Annotated in this window: 11 protein-coding genes and 1 tRNA gene; 9 read left to right on the top strand and 3 right to left on the bottom strand. The window is 58.3% G+C overall.

What is annotated here, in order from left to right:
• Window positions 1-110: 110 nt before the first annotated feature.
• Window positions 111-1,781, bottom strand: a complete 1,671-nt coding sequence (locus ACR0KM_RS10220; RefSeq protein WP_480821852.1) for an ABC transporter substrate-binding protein — start codon at window positions 1,779-1,781, stop codon at window positions 111-113.
• 343 nt (window positions 1,782-2,124) lie between these two features.
• Window positions 2,125-3,018 carry a tRNA (adenosine(37)-N6)-dimethylallyltransferase MiaA gene (miaA, locus tag ACR0KM_RS10215; protein ID WP_480861731.1) on the bottom strand — a complete coding sequence of 298 codons (894 nt, stop codon included), beginning with the start codon at window positions 3,016-3,018 and terminating at the stop codon, window positions 2,125-2,127.
• Window positions 3,019-3,115: 97 nt separating this feature from the next.
• Here miaA and pyrH point away from each other — a divergent pair, with 97 nt between their 5' ends.
• The 9 genes from pyrH (at window position 3,116) to ACR0KM_RS10170 (ending at window position 13,274) form a co-directional block, all read left to right on the top strand.
• Window positions 3,116-3,868, top strand: a complete 753-nt coding sequence (pyrH, locus tag ACR0KM_RS10210) for a UMP kinase (protein ID WP_480821856.1) — start codon at window positions 3,116-3,118, stop codon at window positions 3,866-3,868.
• A 157-nt stretch (window positions 3,869-4,025) separates the two neighbouring features.
• On the top strand, window positions 4,026-5,252 hold the full coding sequence (locus ACR0KM_RS10205; RefSeq protein ID WP_480861729.1) for an aminotransferase class V-fold PLP-dependent enzyme: 1,227 nt from the start codon (window positions 4,026-4,028) through the stop codon (window positions 5,250-5,252).
• A gap of 47 nt (window positions 5,253-5,299) precedes the next feature.
• Complete coding sequence (locus tag ACR0KM_RS10200) at window positions 5,300-6,724, top strand: cryptochrome/photolyase family protein (RefSeq protein WP_480861727.1); 1,425 nt, start codon at window positions 5,300-5,302, stop codon at window positions 6,722-6,724.
• 69 nt (window positions 6,725-6,793) lie between these two features.
• The gene (locus ACR0KM_RS10195) at window positions 6,794-8,002 is read left to right on the top strand and encodes a class I SAM-dependent methyltransferase (RefSeq protein WP_480861725.1); all 1,209 of its coding nucleotides are present in this window, start codon (window positions 6,794-6,796) and stop codon (window positions 8,000-8,002) included.
• A gap of 15 nt (window positions 8,003-8,017) precedes the next feature.
• Window positions 8,018-8,458 carry a TrgA family protein gene (locus ACR0KM_RS10190; protein ID WP_480861723.1) on the top strand — a complete coding sequence of 147 codons (441 nt, stop codon included), beginning with the start codon at window positions 8,018-8,020 and terminating at the stop codon, window positions 8,456-8,458.
• A 14-nt stretch (window positions 8,459-8,472) separates the two neighbouring features.
• Window positions 8,473-9,591, top strand: a complete 1,119-nt coding sequence (locus ACR0KM_RS10185) for an NUDIX domain-containing protein (protein ID WP_480861721.1) — start codon at window positions 8,473-8,475, stop codon at window positions 9,589-9,591.
• A gap of 66 nt (window positions 9,592-9,657) precedes the next feature.
• On the top strand, window positions 9,658-10,692 hold the full coding sequence (locus ACR0KM_RS10180) for a cysteine synthase A (protein WP_480861719.1): 1,035 nt from the start codon (window positions 9,658-9,660) through the stop codon (window positions 10,690-10,692).
• Entirely contained in the window at window positions 10,692-13,127 is a 2,436-nt protein-coding gene (locus ACR0KM_RS10175; RefSeq protein ID WP_480861717.1) for a DUF3772 domain-containing protein, read from the top strand. Before ACR0KM_RS10180 ends, ACR0KM_RS10175 begins: the two co-directional genes overlap by 1 nt.
• Window positions 13,128-13,184: 57 nt before the next feature.
• Window positions 13,185-13,274 (top strand) — tRNA-Ser (locus ACR0KM_RS10170).
• A gap of 375 nt (window positions 13,275-13,649) precedes the next feature.
• Here the strand turns inward: ACR0KM_RS10170 and ACR0KM_RS10165 are convergent.
• The gene (locus ACR0KM_RS10165) at window positions 13,650-13,928 is read right to left on the bottom strand and encodes a hypothetical protein (RefSeq protein ID WP_480861805.1); all 279 of its coding nucleotides are present in this window, start codon (window positions 13,926-13,928) and stop codon (window positions 13,650-13,652) included.
• Between the last annotated feature and the right edge of the window lie 157 nt (window positions 13,929-14,085).

Here is a 14,085-nt window from a genome sequence, read left to right as displayed (position 1 = left end):
TTGGTCGGCCAGCGTGAAAGGTATCGGATTTCACGCGTCGCTGTTTTTATGTCGCCACAGTCAGGACGAAAGGGCCGCGCCTGATTGGCGCGGCCCGATGTCTGTTAAGCTCAGGAAGTAAGGCCAAACTTATACAGTTGCGGCAGGTCGGCGATGTGCTTTTCAACCCCTACCATATTGTCGCGGTGGTGGCGCATCGCCGTCCGCCAATAGGGCTGAATGACCACGCCTTCTTCGATCATGATCGCCTGCAACTTGCCCATGACCTCGCGACGCTGGTCCACATCTGCCAGCGAGTTGGCTTCGGCCAGCAACGTATCAAACTCTTCGTTCGAGAAGCCGGATTCGTTCCAAGCCACGCCGGACTTGTAGGCGAGCGCCAGAATTTGCGTGCCAAGCGGACGGTGGTTCCAGTTGGTCGAAGAGTAGGGATACTTCGTCCAGTCGTTCCAGAAGGTCGAGCCGGGCAGAACCGTGTGCTTGGCCTTGATGCCCGCATCGTTCAGCTGAGCGACAACCGCAGCGGTGGTATTGCGGCGCCAGTCATCGTCGATCGACTGCACTTCGTGCTCGAAGTCACCCATGCCCGCTTCGTCCATCAGCGCCTTGGCGCCTGCCGGATCATAGGGGATACGCGTGATGGACGAGTCATATTCGGGGTGCATCGGGCCGACATGGCTGTTTTCTGCGGCGATGCCGTAGCCGGACATGCCAAGTTCAAGGCAGACCTCGTTATCCACGGCCATGGCAAGCGCCTGACGCACCCGCTTGTCGCCATAGATTTTGTTGCCATCGGCGTCTTCGGCCAACTGGTTCGGACGGATCACGATGGTAAAGCCCGAAGGGATTTCCGAACGCACAAGGCCGATGCTGTCAAAGATATCGACGAATTCACCAACCGATTCCCAGTTCATGTCGATTTCTTCGGCCTCGTAAGCCGCCAGGAAGGCGGCCGGATCGGTGCCGTAGTCGATGAACTCGATCCGGTCGATATATCCGCCCTTGCCGGCGTCATAACCCCACCAGTCGAAGCCTTCGTTGCGCACCAGAACGCCCTTCACGCCGACTTCATGGCTTTCAGGCAGCATGAAGCCGGTGCCAATCGGGTTCGAAAGCATGTCGTTGGGGTCAAAGCTGCTGTGTACAATCGCAGCCGGGTAGTCGGCCATGCCCGGAATGATCGTGATGTCGGGCGCGTTGCACTTCAGCTTTACGGTGTGAGAGTCGACAACCGTGATCGCGCCATCGGCCGCTTTCTGGGTGCTTTCGTCCACCAGAGACGCCATGCGGGACGCCATCGAGTTGCCTTCAAGCGATGCGTCACACCAGCCTTCGATGTTGCGGGCGACGTCTTCGGCGGTGAAATCATCACCGTTGTTCCACTTTACGCCCTGACGGACGTTCAGGGTGTATTCGGTCGCGTCGTCATTGGCCTCCCAACTTTCCAGAAGCATGGGTTTGAACGAGCCGTCATTGTTGTATTCAACAAGGTATTCGAGCCAACCTGCGGTGAAGGTCGCGATCTGCGTCCAGTCATAGGTGCGCGGATCTTTCAGCGCGCGCACTTCCATCTGATAGCGGATGGTGCCGCCGCGCTGCGCTTCTTGCGCAGCCGCTGGCGATTGCAGGCCGATCATACTGTAGGCCGCCGGTACAGCGACTCCCAAAGCGGTGGCGCGCGCGATGAATTCGCGACGGTTCAAATGACCGTCACGATATTCCTGCGCATGCATTTCTGCCGCCCAATGCATCGGCTTTCCGTTGATTGTCTGGTTTTCCATAGATGTCTCCCTGTGACACTGTATTTTTTTGATGTGTTGTGTGTGGATTGATCAATCCGGGCCCTATTGCGAACGGTTCCTACGGGTTCGCCGGGCTGAAAGATCAATTTCTGGATTTCTAAACATCCCCATAGCAGCATTCGGCACCAGTTTTTGGCCGCCGTCAATGATCGAAATCGTCATCATTTGTACAAAAACGACATCCCTGAGGAAAGTGGAAGCCACGGACCGCCGCACCGAAACCCACACGAATGACAGCCTCGGACCTGCCGAACCCGCGTTCGATCACGCGCAAGCGCCGTGATCAAGATTTTGTTATTCATATATTATTGGCCGGTTGCCACTAGGACGATGCGTTCAGCCAATGCCAGGATTTCATGCGGGCCCGGAACCATGTGCGCTGCCGCTTTGCGAATTGGCGTGTTGCGACCGTCGCGCGTTCACGCGCCTCGGCCAGCGACATGCGCCCCTCGATGCAGGCCATCAACTCGGGCACGCCTATCGCTTTGAACGCAGGCAGCGTGGGATTGTAATGATCACGCATTGCGGCGACCTCTTCCATCGCGCCCTGATGCAGCATCTGATCAAAGCGGCGATTGATCCGATCCAGCAACCAGTCTTTTTCGGCATCAAAAACCACGGGGACGGTACCATCAAGCGCCAGCGTCGGCGGCGGTGTATCTGCCTGCCAGGCGGAGAGGGGGCGACCGGTGGCGCGCTGAACTTCCCATGCGCGCTGAACACGCGCGCGGTTCAGGCGGTCCAATCCTTCCAGTGTCTGCGCGTCGACGCCCTCGGTCAGTTCAGTCAGTGACAGGCGGTCGGCCTGGGCGCGAATCTCCGGCGGCGTCGGCGGGATGTCCGCCATCCCCTGAGTCAGGGCCGAGAAATACAGCCCCGTACCCCCCACGATGATGGGCCGCTGCGCGCCCGACAACAAAGGGGTGACCTCGCGCATCCAATGACCGGTGGAATAGTCCTGATCGCACGCGACATGCCCATAGAGCATATGCGGCGCCCGGGCCTCTTCTTCGGGTGAAGGCCGCGCCGATATAACGCGCCAGCAGTCATAGACCTGACTGGCATCGGCATTCACAATGACGCCGCCGCAGCGTTCTGCAATCAACAAGGCCAGCGCGGATTTTCCCGAAGCGGTCGGCCCGGCGATCAGAACAGGTTTGTCATCAGGGATCGGGGGCAGGAGGTCCCAAAGCCGCTCGGCAGTCGTGTCGGCCATTTATACTTGCCCCATTCCTGTTGATCCGCATTGAACCTGCGGAGGTTTTGCTTCATTTTGCGCCGGAAAATAACCCCGTGCCAGCCCGGAGCGCAACATGACCCTTTCCCAATCCATCGAGACCGCCGAGACCCCGAAAACAAAGTACAAACGTGTCATGTTGAAGATCTCGGGTGAGGCTCTGATGGGGGATCAAGGATTCGGCCTGCACCCGCCCACCGTTCAGCGCATCGCACAAGAGGTCAAATCGGTCCACGATCTGGGGGTCGAGATTTGCATGGTCATCGGTGGCGGCAACATTTTCCGTGGCCTGAGCGGGTCCGCGCAGGGGATGGAACGGACCACGGCCGATTACATGGGTATGCTGGCCACGGTTATGAATGCGCTGGGGATGCAATCGGCGCTGGAAGAGGTCGGAGTGTTCACCCGTGTGATCTCGGCCATTCGGATGGATGAGGTCTGCGAGCCCTATATCCGTCGTCGCGCCGTGCGTCACCTTGAGAAAAAGCGGGTTTGCATCTTCGCGGCAGGAACCGGCAATCCCTATTTCACCACCGACACCGCTGCGACACTGCGCGCCAACGAAATGGCCTGTGAGGCGATTTTCATGGGTAAGAACGGTGTCGATGGCGTTTATGACAAAGACCCCAAGACCCACGCTGACGCGGTCCGCTATGACACCGTCAGCTATGATGACGTCCTTGCCAAACGGTTGCGCGTGATGGATGCCTCGGCCATCGCACTTGCGCGGGACAACAATCTGCCGCTGATCGTCTTCGGATTGGACGAACCCGGTGGGTTCCGCGGCATTCTCGCGGGCGAAGGCACCTATACCAAAGTGCAGGGATGATGCGCGCTCGTGCTGGTTGACCAAACGTAATAGCGTTTGTTTTCCAGCGACTTGTATGACGATCCTGTGTCTCATACCCACTTGACGGGGGGCCGGCGCGTCGGCTTACTGGCGCGGTATCAGGGCTACGGGATCAAATGGGAGGGCGCGCGGCGTCATGAGCACTCTGGACATCGAATTTGTGCGCGCACAGTTTCCAGCGTTTTCCGAGCCCAGCCTTCAGGGACAGGCGTTTTTTGAGAATGCGGGCGGCTCTTACACCTGCCGACCTGTCATCGATCGGCTGCATCGCTTCTATACCCAGCGCAAGGTACAACCCTATGCCCCCTATGAGGTCAGCCAGTTGGCCGGGGCCGAGATGGATGAGGCGCGCTTGCGCCTGTCCGCGCTGCTGGGTGTCGAGGCCGATGAACTGAGCTTTGGTCCGTCGACCACCCAGAACACCTATGTGCTGGCGCAGGCGTTTCGCCAATGGATGCAACCCGGAGACGCAATCGTTGTGACCAATCAGGACCACGAGGCCAATTCCGGTCCGTGGCGCAGACTGGCGGACGAGGGGGTCGAGATTCGCGAATGGCAGATTGACCCCGACACCGGAACATTGGACCCGCAAGTTCTGGAAAACCTGTTGGATGAGCGGGTCCGGCTGGTCTGCTTTCCCCATTGCTCGAACGTGGTTGGCGAGATCAACCCGGTGACCGAGATCACCGCGATCGCCCACGCGGCGGGTGCGTTTGTCTGCGTCGATGGCGTTTCCTATGCCCCGCACGGTCTGCCGAATGTTGGCGATCTGGGACCTGATGTCTATCTGTTCTCGGCCTACAAAACCTATGGTCCGCATCAGGGCTGCATGGTGATCCGGCGCAGTCTGGGCGAGCTGCTGCCCAATCAGGCGCATTATTTCAATGCTGGTTCGCTTTACAAACGGTTTACGCCGGCGGGACCGGATCACGCGCAGATTGCGGCCAGCGCGGGTATGGCGGATTACTTCGAACAGCTTTGCGACCACCACGGCGGCCCGGCTTCGGGCACAGCCGCGCGCGGTGCTTTTGTCCACGATTTGATGCGCGCGCATGAGGTCGCTTTGCTGCAACCGCTTTTGGATGCGGTGAAAGATCGCAAAGCGCTGCGGTTGCTTGGGCCGTCTGACGCCATACGGCGCGCGCCTACGGTTGCTTTGGCCCTGAACCGGGCTGCGGAACCCGTGGCCGCCGAACTGGCCAAGCTTGGCGTCATGGCAGGGGGCGGTGATTTTTATGCGGTGCGCCCGCTGCAGGCGATGGGGGTCGATCCTGATCAGGGCGTCCTGCGTCTGAGCTTTACGCACTACACTTCGGAACAGGAAATTACCCAGCTTATCGAAGCGCTTGATCACGTTTTGTGATCCAGATTCTGCCCGGTTCCGTAAACGAAAGAAAACACAGGTCGGATATGGCAACCGGGCAGTCTGCAGTCATTTTGTGGTTTCGTCGTGATTTGCGCCTCAGCGATCACCCCGCGCTGTGTGCGGCGGTGGCGTCAGGTGCACCGATCATCCCCGTTTTCATTCGGGATGATCAGGTGGAGGCGCTCGGGTCCGCACCCAAGTGGCGTCTAGAACAAGGCTTGGTTGCTTTGGCGCAATCGCTGGAGGCGTTGGGAAGTCGTCTGATCCTGCGCCACGGCGATGCGAAAGAGGTAATGCAGAGCCTTATCGCCGAGACAGGAGCGTCGTCTGTCTATTGGACGCGCGCCTATGATCCCGGCGCGATTGAACGGGATAAGCGGATCAAATCCACGTTGTCGGATCAAGGGATCGAGGCGCGATCCTTTCCCGGCCATCTGCTGTTCGAGCCCTGGACGGTCGAGACCAAAGCGGGTCAGCCGTTTCGGGTGTTTACGCCCATGTGGCGCGCAGTTCAGGGCCGCGACATCACCACGCCGGAACTCCGTCCAACTCGGATTACGAGCCCCGCAAGCTGGCCGCACTCTGATCGTCTGTCGGACTGGCAGATGGGGCAACAGATGCAACGCGGTGCCGCAATCCTTGCGCCCTATGTCCACGCCGGAGAAATGGCGGCGCTGGATCAGTTGGATGCCTTTATGGACCGGCTCAGCCGCTATTCGGATCAGCGCGATCGGCTGGACGACACCGGGACGTCGGACCTGTCCGAGTATCTTTCGCTGGGCGAAATCAGCCCACGCATGATCTGGCACCGGGTACAAACGGCGGCGCAGACAGGCACACCCGGGACAGACGCTTATTTGCGCCAACTGGTCTGGCGCGAGTTTGCTTATCATCTGATGTACCATTGGCCACACCTGTTGCACGCGAACTGGAAACCGGACTGGGATGCCTTCCCCTGGAGTGTCGACCCCGACCAGCCAGAGGTGCAGGCCTGGAAACAGGCCCGGACCGGCGTGCCGCTGGTCGATGCTGGGCTGCGCGAGATGTATGTAACCGGCAGAATGCACAACCGCGCGCGCATGATCGTCGCAAGTTACCTGACCAAGCATCTGACAACGCACTGGAAAATCGGCATGGACTGGTTTGCCGACTGCCTGATCGACTGGGATCCTGCCGCTAATGCAATGGGCTGGCAATGGGTGGCCGGATCGGGACCGGACGCGGCACCTTACTTCCGGATTTTCAATCCTGACACGCAACGCGAGCGCTTTGATCCCAAGTCCGAGTATCTGGACAGATGGATCGCCGAGGGACGAGCCGATCCGTCGGCAACCGCGCTGAGCTATTTTGATGCGATACCCCGGTCCTGGGGGCTGTCCGCGCAGGATACATACCCCAAACCCGTCGTTTCTTTGGCCGAGGGGCGAAGCCGCGCCCTGGCGCTCTATGAACGCAGCAAGAACCAGTAAGGAATTGAAAACTTGCCAGAAACCGAATCCCGTCCTAGCCTGACCCCGCAACCGCAGAGGGGAGAGCGGATGTTTCTGACGTCCACAGATGGGCAGGAAAACCTGCCAAGGTATTTCGCACAAGTCTTCAAGATGGTGAAGCGCATGGAGGCGGGGCGGCTGGATATCGCGCTGCCCGATGGCCGTGTGTTCCGCGCCGAGGCGGCAAAACCGGGGCCCGTCGCGCATGTGGACATCCACGACCCCGAGGTCTTTGCCCGGCTGGTGCGCGAGGGTGAACTTGGGTTCTCGGATGCTTATCTGGAGGGCGACTGGAGCACGCCGGATCTGCGCAGTTTCATGGATCTCGTGCATATGGGCACGGAAACAGTCTATGACGATTTCACCGGAAAGTTTCTGGTGCGCGCCTATGAACGTTTACGGTTCTGGTTACACCGAAATCACAGGTCCCAAGCGAAAAAGAACATCTCGTACCATTATGATTTGGGCAACGAGTTCTATGGTCTGTGGCTGGATGACACCATGACCTATTCCAGTGCGATTTTTGAAACAGGACAGGAAAGCCTCGAAAAAGCGCAAATCGCGAAATACGCCAGTCTGGTTGATGAGATGGGTGCCAAACCGGGTGATCATATCTTGGAAATCGGCTGCGGTTGGGGCGGCTTTGCGGAATATGCTGCCAAAGAACGTGGCCTACGTGTTACGGGCCTGACCATCAGCCAAGAGCAGTTGAGGTTTGCGCAAGAACGCATTGAAAAGGCAGGACTTTCCGATCTCGTTGAATTCAAGTTGCAGGACTATCGTGACGAGCAGGGCCAATATGACGGTATTGCGTCGATTGAAATGTTCGAGGCGGTGGGCCAGAAATATTGGCCCGTCTACTTCGATACCGTGCGCGAGCGCCTGAAGCCCGGCGCGCACGCGACCCTGCAAATCATCACCGTCGCTGATCAACGTTGGGATGTTTACAAGAACGGCGTTGATTTCATTCAGAAATATATCTTCCCCGGCGGTATGTTGCCAGCCCCGACGATCCTCAAACAACAGATTGCGCAAGCTGGTCTGAGCGTGGTTCGATCGAAAGAGTTCGGCAAGAGCTATGACCTGACCTTGCGGCGCTGGTATGAGACGTTCAACGACCGATGGGATGAGATCTCAGAAATGGGGTTTGATGAGCGTTTCCGCCGCATGTGGAATTATTATTTGACCGCCTGCGGCGCAGCCTTTGACACCGGCAATTGCGATGTGACACAGATCACTATAGCCAAACCGAGTTAAAGACGGAAAAACCGAATGCCTACAGCCTCGCGTCTTATTGCAGCCATCTGTCTGCTGGTGGTGGCGTTCCTCGTATCGACGATGGTGATCGCGAACGGAGAAGAGGGCAAGAATTACGGCAATTTCACCTATGTAAACATGGCACTTGGGGCCATCTGTGGTTGGGTGGTCATGGGCAAACGTGCAGGGCGCGGTTGGACCGCGGGTATAAACAACGGCCTGACCGGCGTTGCGTCTTTGGTGTTCTGGGGGCTGTTCGTGCAAGGCACCTACGAAATGATTAGCCTTGCGATGCGTCAGCGCTATGGCGGCCCGTTCGAGGCGTTGCTGGCCATCTTCAAGATCGGGGTCGAGTTCGGAGAGCAGTTGATTGTGCCCGAAATCCTGTGGACGCTTGCGATCGGTGCGGTCGCCAGTGGCTTGCTTACCGAAATCGCCTTTCGTCGTTGGCGATAGCTACCTTCGTCCCCATGGCTGACCTGTTCTTCTACGGCACATTGCGGCACATACCACTGTTGGAGCTTGTTCTGGGACGGTCCAGCGCCGATCTGACATTTTCGCACGCAGCACTGTCTGATCACGCAGTTTATGGCGTAAAGGATCAGATATTCCCGATGATTGTCGAAGCCCCGCGCCAAACGGCGAAGGGTCTGCTGGTTCAAAATCTCAGCAGCGAGGACCTGCGGCGGCTGGCTTTTTATGAGGGTGGATTCGACTATGATCTGCGGCCGCAGACGATTGAGCGACCCGATGGGACAACCGCACGAGCCGAGGTGTTCTATCCTCAACCCGGCCTTTGGGCACCGGATCAGCTGTGGACGTTAGAAGATTGGATCGCACGTTGGGGAGAAATGAACCTTCTGGCCGCGCAAGAAGTAATGGCGCATTTCGGAACGTTTGAGGCCGAGACGGTCGCGCGCAACTTTTCCTCTATTCGAATGCGCGCATGGGCGCGACTGGCGGCGCGGGGCCGGACGGGGCCGGATCAACGCGATCTGACACAGGATGTCGTCGTCCACCGTCGCGCGCGTGCCTATACCGGTTACTTCGGAATGGACGAGATTGATGTGCAGTATCGTCAGTATGACGGCTCGATGGGCCCGGTCCTGCCGCGCAACAGCCTGATGCAGGGGGCAGCGACCATTGTTCTGCCCTATGATCCCGTGCGCGATAGCGTGCTGCTGGTCGAACAGTTCCGCGCGCCTGTGTTCATGATCGACGATCCCGACCCATGGATGTGGGAACCCGTTGCCGGCATGATCGATCCGGGTGAAACCCCTGAGCAGGCAGCGCATCGCGAAGTCCGCGAAGAGGCTGGAATCGCGCTGAAGGCTCTGGAGTTTGCTGGCGGGGCCTATGCCTCGAGCGGATCGTCGACCGAATATGTTTACCTGTATGTCGGGCTGGCCGATCTGACCACAAGTGTCGAAGGCGGAGGTTTGGCCTCGGAAGGGGAAGATATTCGCAGCAAAATCATGCCCTTTGACCATTTCATGGATCAGGTGGATGCCCATGCCTTCAAGGACCTGCCGCTGTTGACCCTGGCACATTGGCTGGCACGGCACCGGGATCGGCTGCAGGACGTATGATCGCGGCTTGTGGTTGCGGCGGGGCGCCTGTAAATCTTCTGCGATACCAAACGACAAGAGGGTGCCATGCGCATTGCACGAGACCTTGCCGACGCGGTCGGTAAAACACCTTTGATCCGGCTGCGCCGCATCAGCGAGGAAACTGGTTGCGAGATCCTCGGCAAGGCCGAATTCATGAACCCGGGCCAATCGGTCAAGGATCGCGCGGCGCTCTACATCATCCGCGACGCCATTGCGCGCGGAGATTTGAAGCCCGGTGGGACGATTGTCGAAGGCACGGCGGGCAATACCGGGATCGGTCTGGCGCTGGTTGGGGCCTCGATGGGCTTCAAGACCGTGATCGTGATCCCCGAAACCCAGTCTGAAGAAAAGAAGGACATGCTGCGTCTTGCCGGGGCGCAGTTGGTCCAGGTGCCTGCTGCCCCGTACCGCAACCCCAACAATTTTGTGCATTATTCCCGTCGTCTGGCCGAAGAACTGGCACAGACCGAGCCCAACGGCGCGATCTGGGCAAACCAGTTCGACAATGTGGCCAACCGTCAGGCGCATGTGGAAACCACCGGCCCCGAAATCTGGGAACAGACAGGCGGTAAGGTTGATGGCTTTATCTGCGCCGTTGGTTCAGGCGGGACATTGGCGGGGGTCGCCGATGCGCTTCAGCCCAAGGGCGTCAAGATCGGTTTGGCCGATCCGATGGGGGCCGGGCTTTATTCCTACTACACCACTGGTGAGATCGCGATGGAGGGTGGCTCGATCGCGGAAGGCATCGGGCAGGTGCGCGTGACCAAAAACCTTGAAGGATTCACGCCTGATCACTCCTACCAGATCACCGATAACGAAGCGCTGCCCTATATATTCGATCTGCTGCGGGAAGAGGGGCTGGTGATGGGCGGCTCGACCGCGATCAACATGGCTGGCGCGGTCCGGCTGGCGAAAGAAATGGGGCCGGGGCATACGATCGTCACGATCCTGTGTGACTATGGCACCCGCTATCAGTCGAAACTGTTCAATCCCGAATTCCTGCGCGAAAAAGAGTTGCCGGTGCCGGATTGGATGACTGAAGCACCCCGCAGCATTCCGGGCGTGTTCGAGGACGTGTGATGCTTCGGCAGGTCCGTCTGTTACTGGTTCTTGTTGTATTCAGCCTGTTCGGACTGGGCGAGATGGCCTCGGCCCAGTTAACCGACCGGCAAAGCGAATATTATCAGGGCTGGATCAGTACAGCGGACCGTGCGGAATCTGTGATCAGCGCGAACCGGGCATCGAATGCGGCGCTCGAAAACTTGCGTTCTGAAATAAATGGTTATCGCGAGGACTTCAACAGGGCTCGGGGCGCGAATACCGACCGTATCCAAACTCTGGAAAGTCAGATCAACGCGCTGGGTGCAGCGCCTGCCGACGGCGAAACCGAACCCGAAGATATCGCAAGGCTGCGCGAGCATCTTGAAAGCCAGCTGAACAGCCTGCGGGTTCCGCGTATCATTTCGGAAGAGGCGTTCAGCCGCGCGAATGGTCTGATCAGTGAAATCGACCGGATCATCCGCGATCGTCAAGCCAAAGAACTGCTTGAACGTGGTCCATCACCGCTCAATCCCGCATATTGGGGCCCTGCGTGGAGCGACGTGAAGAATGCGACGCAAAGCCTGATAAACGAAATCTCGAAAAACCTGCGCACCGATGTTGTGCGCGAGCGGATTCGGGAACGTGGTCTGGGCATCTTCGCCCTGCTGGCGGCTTCGGCCATTTTGTTGCTTTATGGGCGCTCTTGGTCTGAAAAGGGTGGTGCATATCTGCGTTCGCTGGGTGGCAGCGGCAGCGGCGTGTGGACTTTCATCGTTTCTCTTCTGCGCATTCTGCTGCCTTGGCTGGGGGTGTGGGCCCTGGTCGAGGCCGTCATGCTGACGGGCGTACTTGGTCTGCGCGGGATGCTTCTGTTTGACAACATCCCTTATTGGGCGGCGATCATCTTTTATTTCGACTGGATCGGACGTCAGATATTCCTGATGGGGGCGGCGCAGAATTTCCAGCGCCTGTCCGAGGGTAAGATCCGTGAGGTGCGGTTCTACATCGACCTTTTGGCGATTACGCTGATCCTGCATGAGTTGGCGCTGCTGTTCGAGCAGATCGAAAACATCTCGGACGCGACGCGTGCGGTGGTTGGTTTTCCGATCATACTTGCGACCGCGCTGCTATTGCTGCGCTTGCGCCAGATCCGACAGAACGAGCCCACGCAGCAGGGGGCCGAGCAGGACACGCCGCGCCGCGCAGCCGGTTTCAGCCAGCTGGTTGAGTTCTTGCGCCGTGCGCTGTTCTTGCTGGGGATTGCCACACCGGTGCTGGCAGCAACCGGATATATCAACGCGGCCGAGGCGATCGTCTTTCCCGCGGTCAAGACATTGGTCCTGATTGCCGCACTGGTGATCGTGCAGCGGTTCTTCAGCATGGTCTATGGCTGGTTGTCCGGGCAGGGTGACGCCGCACGCGATTCATTGTTTTCGGTGCTGGTGGGCTTTGCGCTGGCGATCGTGGCGCTGCCAATCCTGGCCATATACTGGGGTGCGCGCGAGACAGACCTGCTAGAGGTCTGGTCGCGGATCATATTGGGTTTTGACATTGGCGGCGTGACAATCTCGCCCAGAAATTTCCTGACCTTTGTCGCTGTCTTTGCGATCGGCTTCGCATTGACCCGCCTGCTGCAAAGCGGCCTGCGTAATTCGCTTTTGCCCAAGACAAAAATTGATCCGGGCGGCCAGAACGCAATTGTGTCGGGGACCGGCTATGTCGGCGTCTTTCTGGCGGCGCTGATCGCCATCGTCATTGCGGGCTTTGATCTGTCTTCATTGGCAATCGTTGCAGGGGCGCTGTCGGTCGGGATTGGCTTTGGGTTGCAGACGATCGTGTCGAACTTTGTTTCGGGCATCATCCTGTTGGTCGAGCGCCCGATCTCGAAAGGCGACTGGATCGATGTAAACGGGATGATGGGGTATGTCCGTGATATCTCGGTCCGGTCGACGCGGATCGAGACCTTTGACCGGTCGGACGTGATCGTACCGAACTCGGACCTGATCAGCGGTGTGGTTACGAACTATACCCGCGGTAACACGATCGGTCGTTTGATCGTGCCTGTCGGCGTCGCCTACGGCACCGATACCCGGAAGGTCGAGAACATTCTGAGCGAGATTGCAAATGCGCACCCCATGGTTCTGGGGAACCCGGCCCCAAGCATTGTGTTCCAGGGGTTTGGCGCGGATTCCTTGGATTTTGAAATCCGCGCGATTCTGCGCGATGTGAACTGGGTGCTGTCGGTCAAATCTGACATGAATCACGAGATCAACCGCCGGTTTGTCGAAGAAAACATCGAAATTCCCTTCGCTCAGCGCGACGTCTGGTTGCGAAATGCGGAAGTCTTGCGAGATACTGCAAAGGATGCACCTGAGGCCAAACCTGGGGCGCAAGAAGGCAGCGCTCAGCGCTCTGACAAAGCCGTCGATCTGACTGAAGGCGATGTGGGTTCTTCAGATGCGGATGAGCTGTAATTCAGCTGTATTCTGGCCTTGCAAATCCCGTTTCGATGGTCCAAATAACGCCGACACGGAGAGGTGGCCGAGTGGTCGAAGGCGCACGCCTGGAAAGTGTGTAGGCGGGAAACCGTCTCCAGGGTTCGAATCCCTGTCTCTCCGCCACTCATACCTGTCTCACTTCAGTTGTGTTTTCTGACCCGGAATTGTGCCGCAATTCCCGCACGTTGGCCCGTACGCTTTCAATCAGAGACGGAGCAGATCGTACACTCAGAGCGCAATTTCGGCCGCAGTCTCACTGCCGCACTTTGGCGGGGTCGCTTTGGGTTGGATTTCCCTGATAACTTGCATTTTACAGGGAATTTCCGTGAAACAGGTCTGAGTTTCGTCATGTATCCTGTCGGAACTGTTTGTTTTAAAACGGTTTCTGTCGGGTTTTCCCTAAAAGGTGGAACAGGGAATTTTCTCGCGGGAACAGGGAATTTTCCTGACGGTTCAGGGAAGGCGAATGCAGTATCAGGGAGTACGGAATTCGCGGTGTCAAAAGCCGAACAGGTTTTCCTGTTCGGACCAATCAAGTGGGTGGGTCACGCTGACCAGGCGCTTGAGGGTGAGTTCCGGCGGCTGCGTGCCGTCGAGAATCGCGGCCTGAATTTTTGGTGACAGAAAGGCGAGCTGGGCGCGGGTACGGATGAAGGCGCCGGGGAGGTTTTCCCGTCGCGCAATTTCCATCAGTTGAACTCCGGCTTTTAGATCACGGGCCCAGCCATGGGCGCGGGTCAGCATGGACCGGAGGTGGGGATCGGGTTGGGGTGCCATGTCTCCGGCGATGACCTTGGTCTCGACGCCGCGTCGGCGTAGATCGAAGGATGCGGTGATGTGGGTTGTCCGTCGTCAGAGATTTTGGGACAGATGGCGCTCTGATCTAAGAGAGAGTGTGGCTCATCTGGTTAGATTGATTATGCGGCGGTTTTGC

The organism is Ruegeria sp. G10, assembly GCF_056533645.1.
This window is presented reverse-complemented; position numbering and strand designations above follow the sequence as displayed.

Coding starts and splice junctions, on each gene's coding strand:
- ACR0KM_RS10220 (WP_480821852.1), bottom strand. CDS start 1,781: ATGGAAAACCAGACAATCAACGGAAAGCCGATGCATTGGGCGGCAGAA.
- miaA (WP_480861731.1), bottom strand. CDS start 3,018: ATGGCCGACACGACTGCCGAGCGGCTTTGGGACCTCCTGCCCCCGATC.
- pyrH (WP_480821856.1), top strand. CDS start 3,116: ATGACCCTTTCCCAATCCATCGAGACCGCCGAGACCCCGAAAACAAAG.
- ACR0KM_RS10205 (WP_480861729.1), top strand. CDS start 4,026: ATGAGCACTCTGGACATCGAATTTGTGCGCGCACAGTTTCCAGCGTTT.
- ACR0KM_RS10200 (WP_480861727.1), top strand. CDS start 5,300: ATGGCAACCGGGCAGTCTGCAGTCATTTTGTGGTTTCGTCGTGATTTG.
- ACR0KM_RS10195 (WP_480861725.1), top strand. CDS start 6,794: ATGTTTCTGACGTCCACAGATGGGCAGGAAAACCTGCCAAGGTATTTC.
- ACR0KM_RS10190 (WP_480861723.1), top strand. CDS start 8,018: ATGCCTACAGCCTCGCGTCTTATTGCAGCCATCTGTCTGCTGGTGGTG.
- ACR0KM_RS10185 (WP_480861721.1), top strand. CDS start 8,473: ATGGCTGACCTGTTCTTCTACGGCACATTGCGGCACATACCACTGTTG.
- ACR0KM_RS10180 (WP_480861719.1), top strand. CDS start 9,658: ATGCGCATTGCACGAGACCTTGCCGACGCGGTCGGTAAAACACCTTTG.
- ACR0KM_RS10175 (WP_480861717.1), top strand. CDS start 10,692: ATGCTTCGGCAGGTCCGTCTGTTACTGGTTCTTGTTGTATTCAGCCTG.
- ACR0KM_RS10165 (WP_480861805.1), bottom strand. CDS start 13,928: ATGGCACCCCAACCCGATCCCCACCTCCGGTCCATGCTGACCCGCGCC.